Raw genomic sequence first — 21875 nt, 5'->3', positions numbered from 1 at the left:
GGCTGAGCGTACCGAGAGGTTAGCGCAGCCCCGAGCCCTGGTACGAAAGTCCCGCCGCCTTCGGTTGGCGGGTGACGTCGAACCGGGCGCCCTCGGGGTTGCTCGGCAGCACCGTGAGCACGAAGACGATGATGCCGCCGACGGCCGGAATCAGGCCGAGGAGGGCGAACCAGCCGGAGAAGTTCGCGTCGTGCAGCCGGCGCACCAGCACGGCGATTGAGGGCAGCAGCACGCCGATGACCACGAGGGGCGCTGCCAGCATGAACACCAGCTCGAAGTGGTGCGACTCGTAACCGTTGCGGTCGATTCCGGTCGGGATCAGCTGGAGCAGGCCGAGACCGCCGATGACGATCCAGAGCAGCAGCCCGAACCACCAGTACTCGCTGCGCTGTGCGCGCCCGGTGAAGTCGGCGTACTTGCGGAACACGGATGAGATCGCAGCGGTGGGTGTCAGCATGGGGGTCTCTTTCGTTGGCACTCGGAGCCGGCGCAGGCCGACGGAGGCCTCGCACCCCCTGGCTCAGGCTACTGGAAGAGGACCAACAGCGACGTGGCGCCGATGGTGATGGCGACCAGCGACAGGATCAGCACCCAGGTGAGCCCCTTGATGCCGCCGCGCATCTTGCCCATGAAACCAACCGGGCGGCTGTCGTAGTCGTCGTCATCCATCCGTCGAGCCTACCGAAGCAGCACGGGTAGGCGCTGAGGGACCACGGTCAGCCTGGCCGGTCGCGCCAAGGCGGCCGGGTCAGCCGAAGCGGTGCTCCCGGTACCGGTACTGCCCGGCCATGGCCAGCGCACGTTCCGGGAGGGCGTCCGCTGTGCTGGGCACTGCCGTGCAGACCGGCTCGGAGGTTTCCGGCCGCGGGGCCTCGATCCGGTCCACGAACAGGGTGTCGTCGGTTTGGCTGGCGCCCTGCACCGGCACGAGTTCGCCGCGCCACTGCGTTGTCGACGCGATCAGCCGCAGGTCGGTGATGTCGGATTCGACGACCGACGCCCGCCATTCGACCGGGGGCGTCCGCGAGCTCGCGTCCAACGGATGCATGATGAAATCGGGGGTGACCGTTTGGCCCCGGTCCTTGACGGCGACGATCCCGGAACAGCTGCCATCCCAATCCTTCGGCCGGATGAGCACCGCCGTGCGGCCGCGCACGAAGCCAACGGTTCCCGCCAGCACGCCCGCGCCGACGTGGTGCTCCTCCGACCTCCACGACCGCAGGCTCAGCTCCTCGATCGGCACGACAGCGGACCAGCAATTGCGCAGACTGACGGTGTGCCGAACCTCCGGTGTCTCGAACTCCGGCACGCCACCCGAGATCACCGAGATGTGCGCCCGGTCATTGTGAATGCCGGTCACCAGCACGGTGATGTCCCGCCAGATTGCGGTCCACTCCACGTGGCGCACCTCGTCGACCAAGCTCCGCTCCACCAGCGTGGTCCAACAGCCGTAGCCGTCCAACACCCAGTCATCGCCCGCTGGCGCGTCGACGCCCAGCCAGATCAGTTGCAACTGCCGCACCCCGGCGAGGCTGACCGTGCCGCAGGTATCCGTCACGCCGAACTCGGTGCCGTCGACAACGGTCGTCATGCCCGGCAGCGGTGTGGTGCCGTCCACCGCGTCGAAGTGGGACGTGCGAACCAGCCAGAACCGTTCCAGCGCTTCGAAGTCGACGTCACCCCAACACCAGCCCATTTGACCGTCGTCTTCCCGATTGGCCAGCCCGGTCAGTGATTGCTCGCCGTTGATCTTGACCTGCCGCCCGTTCCGGCTCTGCCCCGTCACGTTCACCCGGATTCCGCCGTAGGTGGCGTGGCCCCAGACCTCGGAGCGGCCGCCCGGGAAGACCTTCTCGTGCAGGTCCGTGACGTGGCTGGGGTTCATCAGACTCGCGGCCACCCTCACATCACTCCGGCCAGGACGCCTGGGACAGCTGGGTGGTGCGGAAGCCCTCGAGGTTGGCCGTGGGGACGGTGATCTCGTAGACCCCGGCATCCACCTTGACCAGCCGGAGGCCCTCGGCGAGATCGGCGTTGTGGCCGACGTAGGAGCCGCTGGACAGCTTGGTGCCGTCCGCGTCGACGGATTCGTCGACGATCCGCAGCTCCAGGCCGTTCCACACCGCCTCAATGTCGAGTTCCATGACCTCGGTCGCTTCCTCGAACGGGATCTCGTACTTCCACATGCCCCGGCCGGTGCGCACGAACCGCTCGTCGGTGGGCTGTGAGTGCGTGGCCAGCACGATGCGGCGGCCCTGGTCGATCACGTCGGCGGTGAGGTACACGTTGTTCCACTTCGCCAGGGTGCCCACGTGCCGGGAGAACGGCGTCGACCGGCCCACAGACACGCCATCCACCATCCAGCCATCGGCGATGTTCGGGAACACCGCCAGGAGCTTCTCTGTGCCGTCGGCGAAGACCCGCACGAGCTGGGTGTTCGGAACCACCCGGGTGTGCCGCATCCACCAGACCGGCACGATGTGGCCGGCGACCGGCGCGAAGCCGGTGCCGGTGAACGGGGGCCGGTCCACGAACGGGCCTCCGGTGAGCGCCCGCGTCTCCTGGTCGACCCCGCCGGTCGCGTTCTCCAGGCGCATCGTCGCCCGCGCCGGGAACCGGATCACATCGACGAACGGGTCGTCGGGCGAGAACGGCGACCCGGGGAATCCCAGGGCGTGCACGTCGAAGAGTTGGGCAGGCGTGGTCGCGAAGGCGACGGTCGCCGCTTCGACGACGAACCCGGACACCCGGTCCCACCCTTTGGTGAGATAGGCGTTGCTCAACTGCGGGGTGATGGCCTTTTGAAGAATTGACATACCAGTCCTTGAAATCGATGGTGGTGCGAAAGAACGTGTTAGGGGCGCAACTCGGAGTAGACGTAGAGCCCAGCCAAAGACAGTGCTTTTGCGGGGAGGGCTCCCGGCGCGATCGGCCGGGTCGTGCAGACCACCTCGGAGGTGTCCGGTCGTTCAGCCGTGACCTGTGCGAAGAAAACCGTGTCATCGGTGTCACTGACACCGTCGACCGCCGTCTCCTCTCCCTGCCAGATCGTCGTCGCCGAGATTTGCCGAAGGTCCGTGATGTCGCTCGCGGACACCGGCGCCTGCCACTCGACGGGGGGCGCAACCTCGTCCTTCAGCCGGGCATGCATGATGTAGTCCGAGGTGACGTTTTGACCCCGCTTCTTGACGGAAACGATGCCCGGTTCGGTGCCGTCCTGCGTTTTCGGCCGGATCAACACCGTGGTGCGGCCCCGAACGAAGCCGATTGCTCCAGAGACGACGCCCGCACCCGCCGGGCGTTCCACAGAGCGCCACGAGCGAAGGCTCAACTCCTCGACGGGAACCTCGGCGGACCAACAATTGACCAGGCTGCCCGTGTGCTTGACCTCTGGCGCCTCGAACTCGGGCACGCCGCCCGAGGTCACGAAGATGTGCGCAACGCCGTTGCGCACTCCCGCCACGAACACGGTGATGTCGCGCCAGATCGCCTTCCACTCCACATAACGCACGTCGCCGACCCGGCCGCGGTCCACGAGGGTCGTCCAGCAGCCGTAGCCGTCCAACACCCAGTCGTTTCCGCCGGGCTCACCCGCACCGACCCAGATCAGCTGGAGTTGACGCACCCCGGCCGGACTCACCGTGCCGTAGGTGTCGCTCACGCCGAACTCGGTGCCGTCGACGATGGTGGTCAGGCCCGGGCGAGGTGAGCTGTCAGCCACCCCGTCCTGGTGCGTCGTGCGGATCAGCCAGAACCGCTCCAACGATTCGAAGTCGACGGCGCCGGCGGCGCTCCCGGTCTGCATGTCCCCTCTGAAACCGGGAAGGTCGGCGAGTGAAATCGGTCCGGTAGCGCCCACCAGACCCGACGATTGCACCGGGCCGATGTGCACTCTCTCGCCCCGGTAGGTCGCAAAGCCGTTGACCTCAACCCAACCGTCAGGAGCTGTCTGACCTTGAAGGTCAGCAACTCCTGCCGGGTGGGTCAGCCGGGAGAGCTCACTCATCGGTCACCGCTCATTTCTTGCCAATCCGTCAATCGTTGTCCTTGAGAACGGTCCCGATCCCGGCTGTGGGCCGCGGGCCCACGCCGCTCAGCAGTTGGCGTGGCGTCGCCGAGTCGGCCAGAATCCAGGTACCCGGCCGAGCCGCGCCGGGCTTGTCGAACACGGCAACGAACTCACGCTGCCCGGTCGGTGACGTCCGCCACAATTCTGCACCGTTGGGGAGCGGAATCGCGTCTCGGCCGAATGTGCCTTCCGGAGAGAAATTGGCACCGGTGCCGGAGAAACCGGATCCGCGGAACGGGTTCTTCGAATCCAGGGCGCTCTTGAGGGTGTACTCAATCGACGGGTAGTCGACCTCGAAGTCCAGCTTCTCCTGAGCCGTGTAGTTGTCCCAGTGCGACTGGATGGCCTGTGCCTTGGCCGCCGGGTCGGTCATGTTCAGGATGTGGTCGGGCACCTCGTCTTTCATCCAGCGGATCGGCGAATCAGGGATGGACGGATGCGCCATTGCGGTCGCGTCGAAACGCACGTCGAAGTACGACCGGCCGGCCGCCAGGTCGTTGGTGAACGAACTCGGAAGCCCGTTCTTGTCCAGATAGTTGAGCCCCAGGACATCGTGGACCTGCTGATTGCTGAGATCCAGCAGGTCGACCGGGCGGGACACGAAGCCGCTCACGGAGTCCATGGCGCCCTGCACCCTGTGCATGATGTTGGTTCCCAGGTCGTGCGGGACCACCTTCTGCAGCAGGTCCGTCATGCTCGGTGACGGCAGAGCGTGGCGGACGTCGTGGATCAGCGTCAGCTCTGCTTTGTTGAGGTTTGCGATCGGTTCGTGCACCAGCGTGGAGAATTCGTCGCCCGTCACCCCGTGACGTTCCAGGATCGCCGGCAGGGCCTGCTCGAACGAGCTGTATCCCCGAGCGATGGTTTCGTTCGGGTAGGCCAGGTCGTGCGCCGTGCCGTTCGACATCCGCACCGGCCCGGGATCGGGGGTCGAGTGGGTGCCGGCCGGAGTCGCGTCAGCGCCGGCCGGTGTCGCGTCAGCACCGGCCGGTGTCGCGTCGGCGCCGGTCGGCGTTGTGCCGTCCGTTGCCACCTTGTCCGGGGCGCCGGCGGTGGCCGGCGTCGTCGGTGCGTCAGCAGGAGCATCCGTAGCTCCGCCGGCAGCGGGGCGTGTGGTTCCCGTGCTGGAAGCGCCGGGCGTGGTTCCAGCTTCAGGGGTAGCGGCCGTGCCGGCTGCGTCGGGTGTACCGGGATGGCCAGCCTGATCGGCAATACCAGGCGCACCGGAAGTGCCGGGCGTGGCAGAGGTGCCAGGCGTACCCGACGTGCCAGGCGTACCCGAAGTAGACGGAGTACCGGACGCGGCAGGCGTACCGGACGCGGCAGGCGTACCGGAATCCACTCGATCGGCGATGTTGTGCAGCAGGCTGCCACCGCTGCCGGGCTCGCCGATCACGATGCGGCCTGGGCCGGGCAGGCTGCCGCCGCCGCCGGGGAGGGCGACGCTGTAGCCGGGTTCGACCCGTACCGACGGCATGTTGTCGCCGAGCGAGTTGAGGGTCTGCGCGAGCGCGCCACGACCGGCGGAGACGCCGGTGGTGAGGCTGCCCTTGAGAGCGCTGGTGAGCGCGGTCAGGCCATGGCCGGCGTGGATGGCCGTGCCGGTCACGACCCGGGAGGCTACGGCCGCACCGGGGAGGACGAAGTCAACGGCGTGGCCGGCGATGGAGGCTGCCCGCGCGGCGACGGTGCCGGCCTTGAGCCCGCCGACCACGGCGCCGCCGGGGATGAAGAAGGTACCGACGTTCACGAGGGTGGTGCCGAATGCCTCGGCCGGGTTCTCCGACCACATGTCGACGGCGACGAGCGACTTGCCGGCGTTCGTCACGTGGTCCATCGCCTCTTCGGCGAAGTCGTCGGCGCCCTTCAGCCAGGACGGAATGTGCTCGTCGGGGATCAGCGTGGCGGCCATGCCCAGGTTGCCGAGCAGGGCGACGCCGGCAACGGTCATGCCCATGCCGCGCCAGGCGGCGGCGGCAGTTTCGCCGTCGCCCCAGTCGCCGGTGGTGGCGTTGTAGCCGAACAGAGCGCCGCCGCCCTCGACCATGCCCACGAGGGCGGTTTCCATGCCGTCGTTGGTGGACTGGTAGCAGCCCTTGTCGCCATCCGTCGCCGCACCGTAAGGCAGCACGGCGCCTTCGGCGTTGAGGTCGTCTTCGGTGAGCGCGACGACGACCTCGGTGGGCCGGTCTTCGTCGGTGCGCAACGCGTTGATGGCGTTGATGGCCTCGACCTGGGCCGCGTCGAGCGCCGCAACCTCGGTGTTGACCCGGCCGAGGATCTCCTTGTTCTCTTCCACGGTGTCGCGGTGCTGGTCCCAGGGAATGGTGACCGGGGCCATGTCGGCGAAGTCGGTGACGACGAAGCTGAAGATGCCGGCGTCCCAGGCGGGGTGGTCCTTGTCGTACCACTCAACGGTGACGCCGTTGATGACCCGGGTCGCGAAGGCGTTCGCCTCGACCTTGAGCGCCATCAGACGCGTCTTGATGGGGGCGATGGTCTCGGCGAAGTTCGAGATGATGGTGGACACGCTCGCGAGGGTGGTGCCGATGGCGGCGGTGTCGACCGTCACCGGGTCCATGATCGCGAGCAGTTCGGCCGATTCCGGTGCGGTGTAGACGCCGCTGAGGCCCTGCCACTGGGTGAGGACTGCCGTTCCCTTTTCGGGGATGGCGGTGCCGGCGGTCGAGTATGCGGTGGCCGCGGCCGCCACGGACTCCGGGTAGATGTTGTCGCCGGGGATCTTGTCGGCGTTGACGAGGTCCCCGTAGCCGATGTGGTCGCTGACGCTCACAGTGCGGCCGCCCGTTCGGCGCCGATGGCGGACATGTCGCCGTTCAGGGCGGAGCCCGAGGCTGCGGCCTGCGCGCTGGCCGCCATTTCTTCGTCGCCCTTCACGTAGGCGATCGCCGCGGTGCTGGCCCCCACGGTGCCCGCGTTGATGCGATAGCCCACGTTGGTGAGCCGGGTCTTCTCGCTCTCGATGAGCGCGGCGACGGCTGCGGGTACTCCGCCGAGCGACCCAGCTCCGTAGACCAGGTCGTCCTGCGCGGTCAGGATGCCGTCCAGCGCGGTGGAAAGTTCGGTGGCGGCGGTCTCGACGTTCGTCAGGACCGTCGCTACCCCCTGCGGATCAATACTCCAGCTTGTCATCGTTGCCCTCCCGCACGAATAAGTCGCCTTCGGTCGCCTGGGCGAGTGCCCTGGCGACCTCGAACCCGAGGAGCGCCCCGGGGTCCAGCGGTGAATACAGTTCTGTCCAAAAAGCCTGGCTTGCCGCCGGCTTGGTGCCGGTGAGACGCTCGACGTCGTCGGGCACGTCGAAACCCTTGCTGCGCAGCACGGTCAGCAGGACCGCGCCCTCCGGCGAGAGCACCTGCGTGGCGCCGCCGTTCCAGATGTGTCGTACGAGTAGGTCCGGGTCCACCGAAACCGCCGCGACCAGGTGGTCACCCACGTCGACCGGCCGGGTCGAGACCACGATCAGTTCATGAGGCACGAGCCACCTCCCGCTTGCTGCCGTTGACGAACGCCCGCGCCACGTCGGCGGGGTCGAACGAGCCGGCCACGTCGAGGTACTGCTGCCAGCTGCCCGAGCCCTCCCGGGTGAACGGCAGCACGATCGAGGGGATGCGGGGACGGCCGGCCCGGATGGCGCCGAAGCGTTCCTCGGCCTCGGCCGGGTCCAGACCCAGGTCGCGCACTGCCCGCGGGCCGAGCACCATCGCCACCGGCAACGGTGGAGCCCCGAGCTGAGCCGACACGGCCAGGTCGGCGGCGCCGCGCAGCACGAACGCACTGCCGAGCAGCACCGATTCGGTGGCCGCGAGGTCGGCGAACACTCCGGGCACCGCGGCGATGCTCCGCTGGGCGGCGGTGTCATCGGCGTCGAGGGCCACCAGCAGCTTCGTCTCTTCGACGAGGCCCCTGGCGCTCCGCGTCACCCGCATCAGCGCTGACATGGCCAGGCCGCCGTGGCCGGCGACGTACACCCGGGTCTCCCTGGGCATCCGCGCTCGCACATACCGGTCCAGGTTCTCCCGGTCCCAGGCCAGTCCGGCCGGTTCGTGAACCCCCCAGCCGGCCGGAGCCGCGTTGGCGACCCGGTCGGTGAGGAACGCCAGGGCGCCGCCGACGCGGGTTTCCTCGCGGGCCTGTAGGTGCACCGACACGGTCAGGTGCAACCAGGATCGCTCGGCGGCGTCCGTCGCCGCCACGGCCGGCGTGTTCGCGTCGGCGGCGTCGGTCGGTGTGTCAGCGTCGCGGGCGCTGCCCGGGTTCAGGACGTCCTGCACCTCGGCGAGCCGGCGGCCGGTGAGGCCGTCGGTCAGCGCACCGGAAGCGTCCCTGGCCACCCACTTGCTGCGGGTGGCACCGAGCAGCTGCATCATGCCGAAGGTGAGCCGGGACGACGACGGGGTGAGGAACACCACGCGAAGCCCTGCCCTTGCGCCCTCGGCGATCAGGCTGGTACGGCCCTCGCTGGCGTGCACGACGGAGGCAGCGCTGTAGCTGACGACGTACCCGTCGCCTACCGAGTCGACGAGCGGATGTTCGACGCTCTCGACCAACGGGTCAGCCGATGGCTTGGACGGCGGAACGGCCGCGGGCCAGGGTGGCCTGGGCGGTTTCGTCGTTCGAGGACAGCGAGCTGCGCAGGGTGTTGATGATCTGCTTGACCTCACCGGCGACGGTGTTCCAACGCAGCTCCTTGGCCGCGTAGTCCTCCGACACGCCATCGGCCTGGTAGTCGGCCATCATGGCCTTCACGTCGGCGTCACGCTGGTCGATGAGAGATTCGAGCTGGGCTGCCAGCGCGTTGAAGTTGTCCTGCACGTTCTGGGATGCCGCGACGTCGTAGTCGCGACGGTCTGCTGAGTTACCGCCTGAAGCCATGATGTTGCCCTTCGGTTGGGTCGAGTGTGAGAGTGCTGCGGCGCTCGGTCACGAGGTCCGCAGGGTGCCGGCGAGTCCGCCAGCGGAGTGCTTAGGCGCGCGAGCCGAAGCGTGCGGCGTCGAAGCTCGAGCCGGCCTGTGCGGTGCTCGTCTGGTCGGCGAGTTCCTGGTCGCCCTGCGCGAAGGCGAGGTCCTGACCCTGGATACCGGTGAGCACAGCGTTCAGCGCGCTGTTGAGTTCGGTGGCGATGCCATCCGTCTCGGTCTTGAACCGGTCGAACGCGGCGCGGCCGGCACCGTTGAACTTGCCCTCGAGCGGCGCGGCCGCTTCGAAGAGCTGCTTGACGAGCGAACCGAGATCGTCAGAAGAAGTGCTCGTCTTCTTGGTCAGGTGCGACAGAACGTCGGCGCCCATCGCAAATTTCATTCCAGCCATAGTGTCCCCCTAATGCTTTGACATGCTTTGACGAGATCTCAGGTTAGGGTATGTCCACACGGTGCGGGGGAAATTCGGCACATTTTCAGATTTGCGGTCTCGCCTGGGGGTTCGGTTCTCGTTGGTCAATGCACTCATCGGCGCCATCAGCTGTGGACGGTGCGGGGCACCGTTGATCCCAGCCACCGCCTACTGCACGCGCTGCGGCGTGTTGTCGGTCGTCGCCGCTCCCGGAGCCGCACTCGGACCGTACTCCGGCATGCTCGGCGACGTCGTCACCGCATCCGCGACACGCCGGTACTGGTCGCTCGCGATCGACCTGCTCCCGGTCGCGATCCTGGCCGGCGGCGCTGTTGCCGTGACCGTTTCCTCGGGTGAAACGGTGTCCGCCGGACTCATCGCCGCCGTGCTCGGCACCCTCCTCCTGTTCATCGCCGCCCAGCTCGCCCTGCTGCTGGGCACCGGGCGCACCCTGGGCCGGTGGCTGCTGGGCCTCCGCACCGTCGACGACCTCTCCGGCAGCCCGGTGGGCGCCCGGCACCTGGCCGGCGCCCTGGTGAACCTGATCGGCTCCCGCACCACGGTCACCGCCGACATCCGCCGCGGCCGCGACCCGCACACCCCCGCCCGCACCCCGCTCGGCACGGCCCAGCTGGCCCAGGCGTCACCGCGCTCCGCGCCGACCCGGCGCGAGGGCCGGCGCCGGATGCTGGCCACGGATGCCGACGACGGCTACGCCCCGCAGGCCCGGATCGCGCCGTTCGTGACCCTGGTGCTCGATGACGACCAGGCCCAGCAGGTGGACACCTCGCTCGTGATCGGCCGACGGCCGGACAACCGCACCGGGGACGAGGCGCATCCGCTGTTCGCCTGGACCGACCTGTCGCGCACCCTGGCGAAATCGCACGCCCTGGTCACCTGGTCGGGCACCCTGCTCTGGGTCACCGACCTGGGTTCGGCCAACGGCACCACCCTGGTCACCGCCACCGGCGAGCGCCGGCCGCTGCTGCCCGGCCAGCCCACCGCCGCCGCGCCCGGCTGGCGGGTGGAACTCGGCGACCGCCACTTCGACATCCTCGCCACCGAAGCCGTCACCGTGACAGGCACCCCCGCCACCTCGACCACCCCGGTGGTCCCCACAGAAAGCCTGCCCGTCGATGTCATCTGATTACGATGTGGTGCTCCTTGAAACCGTCAAGACGCACCGCGCCCGCCTCCAGGCCGCCTTCCTGTTCGGCGAGGTCTCCGAGCGCCGCGCGACCACCGACAACCTGCGCCGGTTCCTGGCCGGCGTGATCCTCGCCGCGGTGGCGTGCGCGGCGTGCGTCGGCACCTCCTTCGTGATCGACCTGCTCGCGCAGAAGGCCGCCGCCGACGCCGAGAACGCCTCGATGTCGGCCCCGCTCGTACCGGGAAGCGCGCTGTGAGCGGCTTCACCCGGCTGACCATCGTGGGTCGCAGCCGCAAGGCCGAGATCGTGGTGCCCAACGACGAGACCATCGCCGCGCTGATTCCGCAGCTGATGGACCTGCTCGAGGAGCGCACCGGCTCGGTCGCCCGACCGCTCACCCTGGTGCGCGCCACCGGGCAGCAGCTGGACACCGCCCTGTCGCTGGCCGAACAGAACGTGGCGGCCGGTGAACTGCTGCGGCTGCTGCGGGTGGACGAAGCGCCCGCCCCGCCCGAGGTCGCCGACGTCACCGACGTGGTCGCCGAGGCCAGGGACGACAAGCGCGGCCTGTGGGCGGCCCGGCACCGCGAAGGCGTCGGTGCCGCCGCCATCGGCACCATGATGGGCGTCGCCGCGCTGCTGTTCACCGGCGGCTTCACCGACACCGGCGGCCTCCTCGCCGCCGTGTTCGCCGGCAGCCTCCTGGTGTCGGTACTGCTCGGGCGCCTCCGCCAGACGTGGCCGGCCGCCGCTTTCGCCGCCGCCGCCCTCGGGCTGGTGCCCGCCACCGCGGTCAGCCTCGCCGACGCCGTCACCGCTTTCGGCGACGACCCGCTGCTGGCGACGCTGGTCTTCGCCCTTGGCCTCGGCTGGCTGGCCATCGGCGTCGCGCTGGGCCTCGGCCTCGGCATCCGCCCGGCGCTGCGGGCCAGCCTGGTCGGCGTCGCGCTGAGCGTGCTGCCGGTGCTGCTGCACCTGATGGGCCTTGCCCCGCTGGAAACCGCCGCCATCGTCGGCGTCGCCGCGGCCGTGGTCTGCGGCATGCTGCCCTGGTACGCGATGAACAGCTCCGGGCTCACCGGCATCGACGACCTCGTGATCGCCGGCAAGCTCACCAACCGGGAGACCGTGCTTGCCACCGTGAACGACGCCTACCGGTCGCTGACCTGGTCGACCGTGGCCGTGGCCCTGCCGCTGCTCGCCACCGCCAGCCTGCTCGCCTCGTCGACGGAGGGCTGGGCGATCGGCCTCGGCGCCGCGCTGATCCTGGTCACGGCGCTTCGCACCCGCGCGTTCCCGCTCGCCGGCCAAGCCGTGGTGCTGTGGGGCGCGTCCATCGCCGCCGCCATCGCCGTTGCCGTGGCGCACAGCTCCGAGACGTACGTGCTCGTGGCCCTCGTGCTCGTGTCGGTCGTCGCCCTGCTCGTGGTCGCGATGCACCCGCCGGCGCACACCCGCGCGCGCCTCCGACGGGCCGGCAACACCCTGGAGATGTTCGCCGTCGTCGCGCTGCTGCCGGTCACCCTCGGCGTGTTCGGCGTGTACCCCGACCTGCTCGGGACGTTCTAGCGTGTCGACCCTCGCGGCCGGGCTGCGTTCGATCCCCCTCGCCCTCGTCGGCAGCGCCAGCGCACGGCTGCACGACCTCACCAACGCGGATGCCGCCATCCGGATGCCGTTGACCCTCAACCGCCGCGTCGGCCTCGTGCAGGCCTGCGGCGGCGCGGGCTCCTCCACCGTGGCGGCCGGGGTCGCCAGCATCTTCGCGAACCGGCGGGCCGGCCTGGTGCTCGGCGTGAACGCCTCCGGCGGCGACCGGAACATGCTCTGGCATGCCGGGGTGCCCGCCCCCGAGGGCGCCCTGCCGCCGGCGCGCACCCGGCCCCTCTCGGCCGCAGAGGCCGCGGCCGGGCTGCCGGTTGCCCGCTCCGGACTGATCGGGCTGGACCTGCGCGACCCGGCGCATCCGACCACGCCCGTGCCCAGCCGCACCTGGTTCGACCGGATCAACCCGGTGTCGCGGTTCTTCGACCTCGCGATCACGGACTGGGGCGTGCGCGGCTGGCAGATCGACCTGGCCCAGGTGGCCCTGGCCAGCCACGTGCTCTGCGTGGTCACGCCGTCCCGGCGGCACGAACTCGAAGACGCCGTCGCGGTCATCCCGGCGCTGACCGGGGTGGCGGACGGCCCGCAGGTGGTGCTCGTCATCGTGGACGTGAGCGGTTCCAGCCGCGGCCAGACGCCGCAGGGCGTGGGCCCCGACCTGGGCGTGCCGGTGTTGCGGATCCCGTACGACCCGAGCGCGGGCTCCGCCAAGCCGGTGCCGAGCGCCTCGATGAGCGCCCGCACCCGCATCGCCTACGCACAACTGGCCGGCACCATCATGACCGAAGCGCAGCTCTCCCTTGGCGCCGAACTCCGACACAGTGAGGCGACCGCATGACCCTGCGACTCGTGCACCGGCCCACCCGGGTCACCCGGCCGCTGCAGCGCACCGACGCCGAGATCATCTCGCCGCCACCGGCCATGCAGGACGGCGCCCAGGGCGGCGTGCCGATCCAGGCGCTGCTGCCCGTGCTCGGCGCCGGCACCAGCGTGATCATGATGGTCACCCTGCGCGGCAACGCCCTGTTCATGGTTATCGGCGCGCTGATCCTCATCGTCGCCATCGTCAGCGGCCTGGCCATGGCGCTCACCCAGCGCGGCGCGGCCGCCCGTACCCGGCGGGTGCAACGCGAACGCTACCTCGACTACCTCGAAGGGCTGCGCGCCCGGATGCGCCAGCGCGGCAAGTCGGTGCGCGCCACCGCCGAGCTGCTCAACCCCGACCCGGCCGCGCTGATCGAACTGGTGCGCGACCCGGGTCGGCTGTGGGAGCGCCGCCGGCACGACGCCGACTTCCTCAGCCCCCGCCTCGGCGTGGGCGACGTGGCCTGGTTCGACCTGGCCATCCCCGCCGAGCAGAACCCGGTGCAGCCGTACGACCCGATCCTGGCCGGCGAGGCCCGGCAGGTCACCGAGCACTACTCCACCGTGCGCGGCATGCCGGTGGACCTCAAGCTCGACGGCGCCGGAGCGGTGGCGATCATCGGCGACCGGCAGAACGCCCTGCAGGTGGCGCGCGCGCTGATCCTGCAGATCGCGGCGCTGCACGCCCCCGACGATGTGCACATGGCCATCGCCTACCCCGACTCAGCCGCCGAGGACTGGCGCGGCGTCGACCTGCTGCCGCACTTCGTCGACGAAGACACCTACGACGGGCCCGTTCCCGCCCGCCGGGTGGCCCGGGACACCCAGGCGCTCCGCCGGGTGCTCGGCCAGGAACTCGGCGACCGGGCCCAGCTCGCGGCCACCGCGAAACGCAGCGGCGGCAACGCCGGGCCGGCCGAGAACGCCCGGCTGATCGTGTTCGTGGACGACTACGGCCACGTCGCATCCGTTCTGCCGGTGCCCGACGCCGACCTCTCCCCCATTGACCTGCAGATCACCATGGTGCACCTGCTCAGCGACCGGATGCACGAACCGAGCGATGTCACCATCCGCGTCACCGTCGGCCACGACCGCGCCGAGATCTCGGATGCGCGCGACAGCGGCGACGGCCAGGTCGAGGTGCAGACCGCCGCGCTCGACCAGATCTCCGCCGCCCTGTTCGAGACCGTTGCCCGGATGCTCTCGCCGCTGCGGCTGAGCATGACCCGGCAAGACGAAGTGGAATCGGCCAAGGCCGTGGACATCGTGGAACTGCTCGGCATCGGCGACGTCACCGCGTTCGACGCCGCCACCGCGTGGGAGCCGCGCTCCCCGCGGGACTTCCTGCGGGTGCCGGTGGGACTGGACGACTTCGGCGAGCCGGTGCTGCTCGACCTCAAGGAATCCGCCCAGCTGGGCATGGGCCCGCACGGCCTGGCCATCGGCGCGACCGGTTCCGGCAAGAGCGAGATGCTGCGCACCCTGATCCTGGCCTTGGCGCTGTCGCATGGCCCGGACGACGTGAGCATGGTGCTGGTGGACTACAAGGGTGGTGCCGCGTTCGCCCCGTTCGCCGGGTTGCCCCACGTGGCCGGCATCATCGACAACCTCGCCGACGACCCGCAGCTCACCCAGCGTGCCCGGGTGAGCATCGCCGGGGAGGTCGTGCGCCGGCAGCAGCTGCTCAAGGACGCCGGCAACTCCCCCTCGATCACGCACTACCGCGAGCTCGCGGCCACCCGGCCCGACCTGCCGGCGCTGCCGCACCTGCTCATCGTCATCGACGAGTTCGGCGAGCTGCTCACCGCCGAACCCGACTTCGTGGACCTGCTGCTCACCATCGGCCGGATCGGCCGGTCGATCGGCGTGCATCTGCTGCTCTCGAGCCAGCGCATCGAGGCCGGCAAGCTGCGCGGCCTGGAGACGTACCTCTCGTACCGGGTGGGCCTCCGCACCTTCTCCGCTTCGGAGAGCGCCATTGTGCTCGACACCCCCGACGCCTTCCACCTGCCCGCCATCCCCGGCTACGGCTACCTCAAGGTCGACACGTCGATCTACCGCCGGTTCCGGTCCGGGTTCGTGTCCGGTCCCGCCGTGCAGGCGGATGCCGCGCCCGACCGGTCCGCCGACCTCGAGGCGCTCACGGCGTTGCCGTTGCCGCTCTACAACGGGCTGCAGCAGCGGAGCGAGAACGAGACCGCCGAAGAGGCGCTCGCCACCCCGTCGACCGGGCGGGCCCTCATCGACGAGGCCGTCGACGGCCTGCGCGGCTCGGCCACGACGGTGCCGCCGATCTGGTTGCTGCCGTTGCCGGAGCGGTTCGCGCTGTCGCGCATCCTCACCGACGAGCCGACCCCTGAGCTCAAGGTGCCGATGGGCCTGCTCGACGAGCCGGAGAAACAGCGCCAGGACCCGTGGCTGATCGACCTCACCCGCAGCGGTGGGCACGTCGCCATCTTCGGTGCCCCACAGACCGGCCGCAGCACGTTCCTGCGCACCATGGCCGCGTCGATCGCGCTCACCCACACGCCGCGGCAGGTGAGCATCTACGGGATGGACTTCACCGGCTCCGGCATGAACCGCATCGAGGGCTTTCCGCACGTGGGTGGTGTGGCCACCCGCGCCAACCGGGACCGGTTGCGCCGGCTGCTCGAGGAGCTCGCCGCGATGCTCGCCACCCGGGAACGGCTCTTCACCGAGCGCGGCATCGACTCGCTGCCGACGCTGCGGCGGATGCACGCCGACGGCGGCGTGCCCGAGCTCGTCGCGGCGGACATCGTGTTGCTCGTCGACGGCATCGGCGCCCTCCGCAGCGAGTTCGAGGAGTTCGAGCCGGCGCTGTTCGACATCCTCGCCCGCGGGTCAAGCTTCGGCATCCACGTGGTGCTCGCGATGACCCGGTGGAACGAACTCCGGATGGCGCAGCAACCGCTGATCGGCACCCGGATCGAACTGCGCCTGAACGACCCGATGGACTCCCAGGTGGGCCGCAAGCTCTCCGGGGCCCTCCGCGCCGACCAGCCCGGCCGGGCGATCACCGACGACGGCCTGTTCGCGCACATCGCCCTGCCGGTGCTGGACGACACCGCCGACGACCTGATCGGCGACGAGATCGAGGCCCTCGCCTCCCGCTCGGCGCACAGCTGGGAAGGACCGTCGGCCGCTCCCATCCGGCTGCTGCCCGACAGCTTCTCGCCGGACGAGTTGCCCGACGCCATCGACTCGCCCGACGCGGTGCCGTTCGGCCTGCGGCAGGACACCATGGAGCCGGCCTACCTGGACCTCGCGTCTCGGGACCAGCACGTGCTGGTCTTCGGCGACCACGCATCGGGCAAGTCCACGTTCGTGCGCGGCATCGTGCAGGGCCTGATCGACCGGTACACCGCCGACGAACTGGTCATCGCGATCATGGATGTGCGCGGCGAGATCGCCACCTCCTGCCCGGATGAGTACCTCGGCGGGCTCGCCGAATCCAGCGGGCAGGCCCGGGTGCTCACGACCGCGATCGCCAGCGAGCTGGCCCAGCGGCAGAACTCCCCCGACCGCTCCGCCGGACCGCGGATCGTGGTGATCGCCGACGACTACGACGTGCTCGCCTCCGGCGGCACCGACCCGCTGGCGCCGCTGCTGCCCTTCCTGCCCAGCGCCCGCGAACTGCGGCTGAACGTGATCGTCACCCGGCCGGTGGCCGGCGCATCCCGGGCCATGTACGACGTGGTGCTGCAGTCACTGCGCGACACCGGGGCGACGACCCTGGTGATGTCGGGCGAACGCACCGAGGGGCAGATCCTGCCCGGTGTGTACGCCGAGCAGATGCCGCCCGGACGCGGCCGCATCGTGCGGCGCGGCGACCGGCCGCGGATCGTGCAGATCGCACACACCCGGAACCCGGCCGACGACGAGGCCGACGCCCTGGCGAAGGAGTTGGCACTGTGACCCACGGCAACCTGCGCATCGTCGTCTGCGGCACCGCCGGCGGGGTGGGTACCACAACGCTCACCGCCATCCTCTTCGACCAGCTGTCGAAGCTGTCGCCGAGCGTCCCCTCGCTCGCCGACCACTCGTCGGGCTCGGTGGGCGCCCGCCTGCCCCGCGGTGACGACGCGGCGACCATCGACGCCGGCCTGGTGCTGCACGACCTCGGCCCGCATGCCCTCGGCGAGGGCCTGGACCTGCTGGAGTCGCCGTCGATCATCGCGGTGATCGCCACAGCGAACACCCCGCTCGGCTTCGCGGCCGCCGACGAGCTGCTCAGCGCCGTGCGGGAACGGTACGGCCAGTCGGGCCTGGCGCGGGTCACCGTCGTCGCGATGGGCACCAGGGGCCGGTTCCGCACCAAACGGCTCACGGAGGCGCTGCACGTCACCTACGGACGCGGCATCGCCTCGGTGATTCAGCACGATGCGTCGCTGGCCGGCGGCGGCCGCATCCCCGTGCACCGCCTGGCGAAGCGCACGGTCACCGCCTGCGATCTGCTGGGCCGCCGGGTGCTGGCGTCGGCGGCGCATCATCGGCGCTGACCGGGCGCTGACCCGTGCGCTGACCCGTGCGCTGACCGGACGCTGACCGGCGAAAAAAGTTCTCCACAGTTTCAGTTTGACCAGACAGATCTCCGATACTGAGCTATTCTCATTACATGTCCACCATCGCAGGAACATTCGCCCCCGGCACGGCGGTATACACCGTGTCGGGGGCGGTTGTGCCCGCTGATTCACTGGTCGCCGCGGTCGAAGCGGTCGAACATTTGGGGGCCTGCAGCACCGACTACGACACCCTCTCCGATGCGGAGCTGCTCGCCGGCCAGAAGGACCTGGCCCGGCTGCGTCAGCTGGTCGAAACCCGGCAGACCTGGATGGCGAAAACGCTGCAGCACCGGTCGAGGCCCGAGCTGGGTCAGCAGGGCCTGGCCCAGCAGCAAGGCTTCCTCAACCCGGCCGACCTGATCCAGGACCTCACCGGCTCCACCCGGCAAGACGCCCGCAAACTCGTCGATGTGGGCCGGATGCTCGCCGACACCGAAGCGGCTGACGCTCGGGCCGCAGAAGAAGCGGCCGACGCGGCGCGGCGGTTGCGTGACGAAGCCGATGGAAGCGACGGCGCGGACGGGCTGGACACGCCACCCGGCCTGTTCGACGACCTGGCATCACCGCCGGAGCCAGTCGCACCGCCCTGGTACGCGCCAATCTCGCGCGCCGTGGCCTCCGGCGAGCTCTCGGTCGCGGCCGCGCACGCGATCCGCCACGGCCTGGGCGATATGGACACCGTCGTCACCGCGGAGAAGCTCGCCGACGCCGTGCAAACCCTGCTGCTCGAGGCGACCCGGATGACCGTGGACGAGCTGCTCAAGCGCTCCCGCCGGATGCGCGACAGCTTCGACGAGGCCGGCATCGCCGTGCGGGAGAAGAAAGCCTGGGACGACCGCTACCTCAAGGTCTGGAAGATCGACACCGGCCAGGTCCACCTCCACGGGCTGTTCCCGCCGGAGCAAGGCCAATACATTCTGGATCTCTACGACAGCCTGACCGGTCCCCGTCGCGGCGGCGTCCGGTTCGTCGACCCTGACCGGGCCGCCTGGGCCAAAGCAGTGCAGGACGACCCGCGCAGCACCGACCAGCTCACCGCCGACGGGTTCCTCGACCTGCTCAAAGCCGGCAGCAGCGTCAACCCCAACCGAATGCTCGGCGGCCGCACCCCCGCCGTCCGGATCCTGACCACCGCCACCCCGAAGCGCCCGACGGAACCTTCCGGACCGAACAGTCATACCGGCCACACCAGCCCGACACGACAGACCGGCCCAACCGACGAACCGGCAGCGGCCCCCGACCCGACCCGCGCCCTGGTGCCCATCCCGGACGGCACCGGCCACGGCTTCCTCGAAGGCAACCCCGCCCCGGTGTCCCAGCAAACCATCGACCGCATCATCTGTACCTCCGGCACCGTCGAGGTCACCTTCGACACCGTCGGGCAGCCGCTGAACCTCGGCCGGGAAGAACGCATCTTCAGCCAGGCCCAACGCATCGCCTTGGCGGCCCGCGACGGCGGCTGCATGTGGGGAGACTGCGACAAACCCCCGTCCCGCACCGAAGCGCACCATCTGGAGCAGTGGCTCCGCGACCACGGCAGCACCAACATCCGCCTGGGCATCCTGCTCTGCAGCCCGCACCACCTGCTGTTACACAACCAGGGCTGGCAGATCTTCGAACACCACGGCACCTACTGGCTCCGGCCTCCAGCCGCAGTCGATCCCGGCCAGACACTCATCCTTCTGCACAGCAAGAGCCCCGCCGCACACGAACAGCACGACCGTCAACCCGACCAGAACTGAGCCCGCGCCACGGCCGCCCGAAGCGGTGCGCGGCACCCAACCATCCCGTTGGTCGAGCCTGTCGAGACCTGGTGAGGTGATTCTCGGAGGCCGCGGCAGCGACACACAGGCACGCCGCGGGGTCTCGACAAGCTCGACCAGCGAACGGGGCACGACCCGCACGCACGTCCCGGGGTCTCGACAAGCTCGACCAGCGAACGGGGCACGACACACAGGCACGTCCCGGGGTCTCGACAAGCTCGACCAGCGAACGGGGCACGACACACAGGCACGTCCCGGGGTCTCGACAAGCTCGACCAGCGAACGGGGCACGACACACAGGCACGTCACGGGGTCTCGACAAGCTCGACCAGCGAGCCGGCCAGCTGGCGGGTCAGGGGGTGGGGGTGCGCTCGTCAAGGCCCCAGGGCTGGCCGTAGCCGGCGGGTTCTGGGGCGCTCATAAGGTCCAGGTAGGGCTTGGCGTCGAAGGCCTCCGGGCCGAGCACACCTCGGCCGGACCACACGCCGGTCGCGAGCAGCTCCAGCGCGATCGCGGGGTTCAGAGCGGTCTGCCAGACCACGCACTGGGCGTCGTACTCGGCCATCGTCCACTCGTTGTCGCTCACGTGATAGAGGTAGACCTCGCGTGGCGCGCCATCCGTGCCGGTACCGGTCACCCACACGCCGGCGCAGGTCTTGCCGGTCATGCGCGGGCCGATCGTGGCCGGGTCGGGCAGGCTCGCGGCGACCACGTCGCGCGGTGCCACCATCGCCGGGCCGTCCGCGGTGCGTACCCGCACCGGGCTCACGCTGTCCAGGCCGAGCAGGTGCAGGGTGCGCAGCACGCCGATGAACTCCTCACCGAGGCCGTACTTGAACGTCACCCGCTTCGCATCCAGCCAGCGCGGCATCAGCAGCACCTCTTCGTGCTCCACGTTCACGCACTCCACCGGGCCGATGCCCTCCGGGAAGTCGAACACCTCGGGCTCGCTGAACGGCGGCGTCGTGTACCAGCCGCGGTCCTTCTCGAAGATCACCGGCGGGTTCAGGCACTCCTCGATGGTGGTCCAGATGCTGAACGACGGCGCGAAGATCTCGTTGCCGGCCTCGTCACGCACCACCAGGTTGGCACCGTCCCGGGTGCCAAGCTCGTCGATCTCACTGAACAGGTGGTCGGAGGCGTACCGGGCGAACACGTCGGAGAGGCCCGGCTCCACGCCCATGCCCACCAGGGCGAGCCGGCCGTTGGTCTCCCAGTCGCCGGCCTGGTCGAACTGGTCGTCGCCGAGTTTGATGCCGGTCTGCGCGTGCGGGTCAGTCGGATGCGGCTCCGACAGGCTCATCGCCATGTCGAGGTAGTCGGCACCGGCAGCAAGCGCCCCGGCGAAGATGCTCTGCACGAACTTGGGCTCCACGGCATTCATCACGTGGGTGGCGCCGTGCTCGCGCGCGACGCGGGCCACCACCTCCGGGTCGGAGGCATCGATCTGCGCGGACGTGAACCGGCCGGCGGTCTCCGCGCCATGCCGGGTCGCAATGGACGCAATTGTGCGCTCCGCCCGGCCCAGGTCGTAGTCGCTCACCACGACGTGCTCGTAGAAGGAACGACGGGCAATGATCTTCGCGAAGGCGTCACCGACGCCACCCGCCCCAACGAGAAGGATCTTCATTCCCCGAAGCTAGCGCGCGCGGGCCGCGCTGTCAGCCCGTGCGCACAAATCCGTGGTTATCCGCCCGTTCCGGCCGACCGGCTGTTGCGCGCATACGCCCGCCGCCGGGCGAGAGTGTTCTCACCGTCGAGCTTGGCCGCCAGCGGCGCCCACAGCACCACCGCCACGCCCACCCCCAGCAGCAGCCCGCCGATGGTATCGGTGAGCCAGTGCGCGCCGAGGTAGGTGCGGCTGACCATCATCGCCACCGTGTACACGGCACCGGCGATCCACACCCACAGCCGCGGGAAGATGATCGCCAGCGCCATGGCCATGGTCGCGGCATTGGCGACGTGCCCAGACGGGAAGGAACCGAAGTCCGATGTGATCAGCATGTCCTCTGGACGGGCTCGCCCGAAGAGAGTCTTCAGCAGCTGCACCAGGCCGGCACTGGCGATGGTGGAGACCACGAAGAACAGGGCCGCCCACGGCCGTTTCACCACGAGCAAGGTCACCACGATCAGCAGCGGGATCACGATCACCCCGGCGATGCCCGCGCCGAGGAAGTTCATCAGCAGGGCGGGCACCTCCCACACCGGCGAACGGTGTTCCAGGATCTCCTCCATCCACTCCGCGTCAGCCTCGATCGGGCGTCCGCCGCCGCGCACCAGGATAAGGGCGCCGATGAGGAAGGCGAGCACGACCGCGATCGCACCGCTGATCAGCGGCCACCGGCGGGCGATGCGGCGGGAGGGAACATCCGCCGCTGCCTCGGCCTTGTCGGTGCCGGCCGCCGTGCGCTCGGGCGGAGTGGGTTCGGTGTCGGGCGTAGGGGATGCGTCCATCAGGCAATGTTAGATCGGTCGGCCGGGCTGCGCC

The 21875-nt window shown here is 69.9% G+C and carries 20 protein-coding genes; 7 read left to right on the top strand and 13 right to left on the bottom strand.

All coding sequences use genetic code 11. The features are described 5' to 3' along the window. Positions 1–19 precede the first annotated feature (19 nt). From ACU5E9_RS15700 to ACU5E9_RS15650, 11 genes are all read right to left on the bottom strand, one after another. Positions 20–457 carry a DUF805 domain-containing protein gene (locus ACU5E9_RS15700; RefSeq protein WP_456810825.1) on the bottom strand — a complete coding sequence of 146 codons (438 nt, stop codon included), beginning with the start codon at positions 455–457 and terminating at the stop codon, positions 20–22. Between the two features lie 68 nt (positions 458–525). Further along, the gene (locus ACU5E9_RS15695; RefSeq protein ID WP_297367242.1) at positions 526–669 is read right to left on the bottom strand and encodes a hypothetical protein; all 144 of its coding nucleotides are present in this window, start codon (positions 667–669) and stop codon (positions 526–528) included. Between the two features lie 79 nt (positions 670–748). Continuing rightward, positions 749–1900, bottom strand: a complete 1152-nt coding sequence (locus ACU5E9_RS15690; RefSeq protein ID WP_456810824.1) for a hypothetical protein — start codon at positions 1898–1900, stop codon at positions 749–751. Positions 1901–1907: 7 nt separating this feature from the next. Then, complete coding sequence (locus ACU5E9_RS15685) at positions 1908–2816, bottom strand: hypothetical protein (RefSeq protein ID WP_456810823.1); 909 nt, start codon at positions 2814–2816, stop codon at positions 1908–1910. 38 nt (positions 2817–2854) lie between these two features. Beyond that, positions 2855–3805, bottom strand: a complete 951-nt coding sequence (locus tag ACU5E9_RS15680; RefSeq protein WP_456810822.1) for a hypothetical protein — start codon at positions 3803–3805, stop codon at positions 2855–2857. A 229-nt stretch (positions 3806–4034) separates the two neighbouring features. Next, complete coding sequence (locus ACU5E9_RS15675; RefSeq protein ID WP_456810821.1) at positions 4035–6863, bottom strand: hypothetical protein; 2829 nt, start codon at positions 6861–6863, stop codon at positions 4035–4037. Then, entirely contained in the window at positions 6860–7222 is a 363-nt protein-coding gene (locus tag ACU5E9_RS15670) for a DUF6507 family protein (protein WP_456810820.1), read from the bottom strand. The genes ACU5E9_RS15675 and ACU5E9_RS15670 overlap by 4 nt, the downstream gene beginning before the upstream one ends. Beyond that, on the bottom strand, positions 7203–7568 hold the full coding sequence (locus ACU5E9_RS15665) for a hypothetical protein (RefSeq protein ID WP_456810819.1): 366 nt from the start codon (positions 7566–7568) through the stop codon (positions 7203–7205). Before ACU5E9_RS15665 ends, ACU5E9_RS15670 begins: the two co-directional genes overlap by 20 nt. Further along, positions 7558–8640, bottom strand: a complete 1083-nt coding sequence (locus ACU5E9_RS15660) for a DUF6177 family protein (RefSeq protein ID WP_456810818.1) — start codon at positions 8638–8640, stop codon at positions 7558–7560. Before ACU5E9_RS15660 ends, ACU5E9_RS15665 begins: the two co-directional genes overlap by 11 nt. Positions 8641–8644: 4 nt before the next feature. Then, positions 8645–8965 (bottom strand): pore-forming ESAT-6 family protein, encoded by a 321-nt coding sequence (locus ACU5E9_RS15655; RefSeq protein WP_297367224.1) that lies wholly within the window; start codon positions 8963–8965, stop codon positions 8645–8647. Positions 8966–9056: 91 nt separating this feature from the next. Next, the gene (locus ACU5E9_RS15650; RefSeq protein WP_265398228.1) at positions 9057–9392 is read right to left on the bottom strand and encodes a hypothetical protein; all 336 of its coding nucleotides are present in this window, start codon (positions 9390–9392) and stop codon (positions 9057–9059) included. A 181-nt stretch (positions 9393–9573) separates the two neighbouring features. Between ACU5E9_RS15650 and ACU5E9_RS15645 the strand changes: the two genes are divergently transcribed. The 7 genes from ACU5E9_RS15645 (at position 9574) to ACU5E9_RS15615 (ending at position 19366) form a co-directional block, all read left to right on the top strand. Next, on the top strand, positions 9574–10569 hold the full coding sequence (locus ACU5E9_RS15645) for an RDD family protein (RefSeq protein ID WP_456810817.1): 996 nt from the start codon (positions 9574–9576) through the stop codon (positions 10567–10569). Continuing rightward, positions 10559–10828 carry a hypothetical protein gene (locus ACU5E9_RS15640; RefSeq protein ID WP_456810816.1) on the top strand — a complete coding sequence of 90 codons (270 nt, stop codon included), beginning with the start codon at positions 10559–10561 and terminating at the stop codon, positions 10826–10828. Before ACU5E9_RS15645 ends, ACU5E9_RS15640 begins: the two co-directional genes overlap by 11 nt. Continuing rightward, positions 10825–12141: an EsaB/YukD family protein gene (locus ACU5E9_RS15635; protein ID WP_456810815.1), complete on the top strand. Its 1317-nt coding sequence runs from the start codon at positions 10825–10827 to the stop codon at positions 12139–12141. The genes ACU5E9_RS15640 and ACU5E9_RS15635 overlap by 4 nt, the downstream gene beginning before the upstream one ends. Position 12142: 1 nt before the next feature. Beyond that, a complete protein-coding gene (locus ACU5E9_RS15630) occupies positions 12143–13015 on the top strand; it encodes a hypothetical protein (RefSeq protein WP_456810814.1) in 873 nt (290 codons plus the stop codon). Then, entirely contained in the window at positions 13012–16977 is a 3966-nt protein-coding gene (gene eccCa, locus ACU5E9_RS15625) for a type VII secretion protein EccCa (RefSeq protein ID WP_456810813.1), read from the top strand. The genes ACU5E9_RS15630 and eccCa overlap by 4 nt, the downstream gene beginning before the upstream one ends. Further along, complete coding sequence (locus ACU5E9_RS15620) at positions 16974–17561, top strand: hypothetical protein (RefSeq protein WP_456810812.1); 588 nt, start codon at positions 16974–16976, stop codon at positions 17559–17561. Before eccCa ends, ACU5E9_RS15620 begins: the two co-directional genes overlap by 4 nt. A gap of 116 nt (positions 17562–17677) precedes the next feature. Further along, positions 17678–19366 carry a DUF222 domain-containing protein gene (locus ACU5E9_RS15615; protein WP_456810811.1) on the top strand — a complete coding sequence of 563 codons (1689 nt, stop codon included), beginning with the start codon at positions 17678–17680 and terminating at the stop codon, positions 19364–19366. 373 nt (positions 19367–19739) lie between these two features. Here ACU5E9_RS15615 and ACU5E9_RS15610 read toward each other — a convergent pair whose 3' ends face one another. Together ACU5E9_RS15610 and ACU5E9_RS15605 are read right to left on the bottom strand one after the other, a co-directional pair. After that, positions 19740–21017, bottom strand: coding sequence for a saccharopine dehydrogenase family protein (locus ACU5E9_RS15610; RefSeq protein WP_456810810.1), 1278 nt, complete (start codon positions 21015–21017; stop codon positions 19740–19742). A 56-nt stretch (positions 21018–21073) separates the two neighbouring features. Further along, positions 21074–21841, bottom strand: coding sequence for a phosphatase PAP2 family protein (locus ACU5E9_RS15605; RefSeq protein WP_456810809.1), 768 nt, complete (start codon positions 21839–21841; stop codon positions 21074–21076). Positions 21842–21875 lie beyond the last annotated feature (34 nt).

The organism is Cryobacterium sp. AP23 (assembly GCF_054075385.1).
The sequence above is the reverse complement of the archived record's forward strand: the minus strand, read 5'-3'. Positions and strand labels throughout refer to the sequence as shown.

Bases quoted from the DNA above. Each gene is read 5' to 3' on its own strand.
- ACU5E9_RS15700 (WP_456810825.1), bottom strand. From the start codon at position 457: ATGCTGACACCCACCGCTGCGATCTCATCCGTGTTCCGCAAGTACGCC.
- ACU5E9_RS15695 (WP_297367242.1), bottom strand. From the start codon at position 669: ATGGATGACGACGACTACGACAGCCGCCCGGTTGGTTTCATGGGCAAG.
- ACU5E9_RS15685 (WP_456810823.1), bottom strand. From the start codon at position 2,816: ATGTCAATTCTTCAAAAGGCCATCACCCCGCAGTTGAGCAACGCCTAT.
- ACU5E9_RS15680 (WP_456810822.1), bottom strand. From the start codon at position 3,805: ATGCAGACCGGGAGCGCCGCCGGCGCCGTCGACTTCGAATCGTTGGAG.
- ACU5E9_RS15670 (WP_456810820.1), bottom strand. From the start codon at position 7,222: ATGACAAGCTGGAGTATTGATCCGCAGGGGGTAGCGACGGTCCTGACG.
- ACU5E9_RS15655 (WP_297367224.1), bottom strand. From the start codon at position 8,965: ATGGCTTCAGGCGGTAACTCAGCAGACCGTCGCGACTACGACGTCGCG.
- ACU5E9_RS15650 (WP_265398228.1), bottom strand. From the start codon at position 9,392: ATGAAATTTGCGATGGGCGCCGACGTTCTGTCGCACCTGACCAAGAAG.
- ACU5E9_RS15640 (WP_456810816.1), top strand. From the start codon at position 10,559: ATGTCATCTGATTACGATGTGGTGCTCCTTGAAACCGTCAAGACGCAC.
- eccCa (WP_456810813.1), top strand. From the start codon at position 13,012: ATGACCCTGCGACTCGTGCACCGGCCCACCCGGGTCACCCGGCCGCTG.
- ACU5E9_RS15615 (WP_456810811.1), top strand. From the start codon at position 17,678: ATGTCCACCATCGCAGGAACATTCGCCCCCGGCACGGCGGTATACACC.
- ACU5E9_RS15610 (WP_456810810.1), bottom strand. From the start codon at position 21,017: ATGAAGATCCTTCTCGTTGGGGCGGGTGGCGTCGGTGACGCCTTCGCG.
- ACU5E9_RS15605 (WP_456810809.1), bottom strand. From the start codon at position 21,841: ATGGACGCATCCCCTACGCCCGACACCGAACCCACTCCGCCCGAGCGC.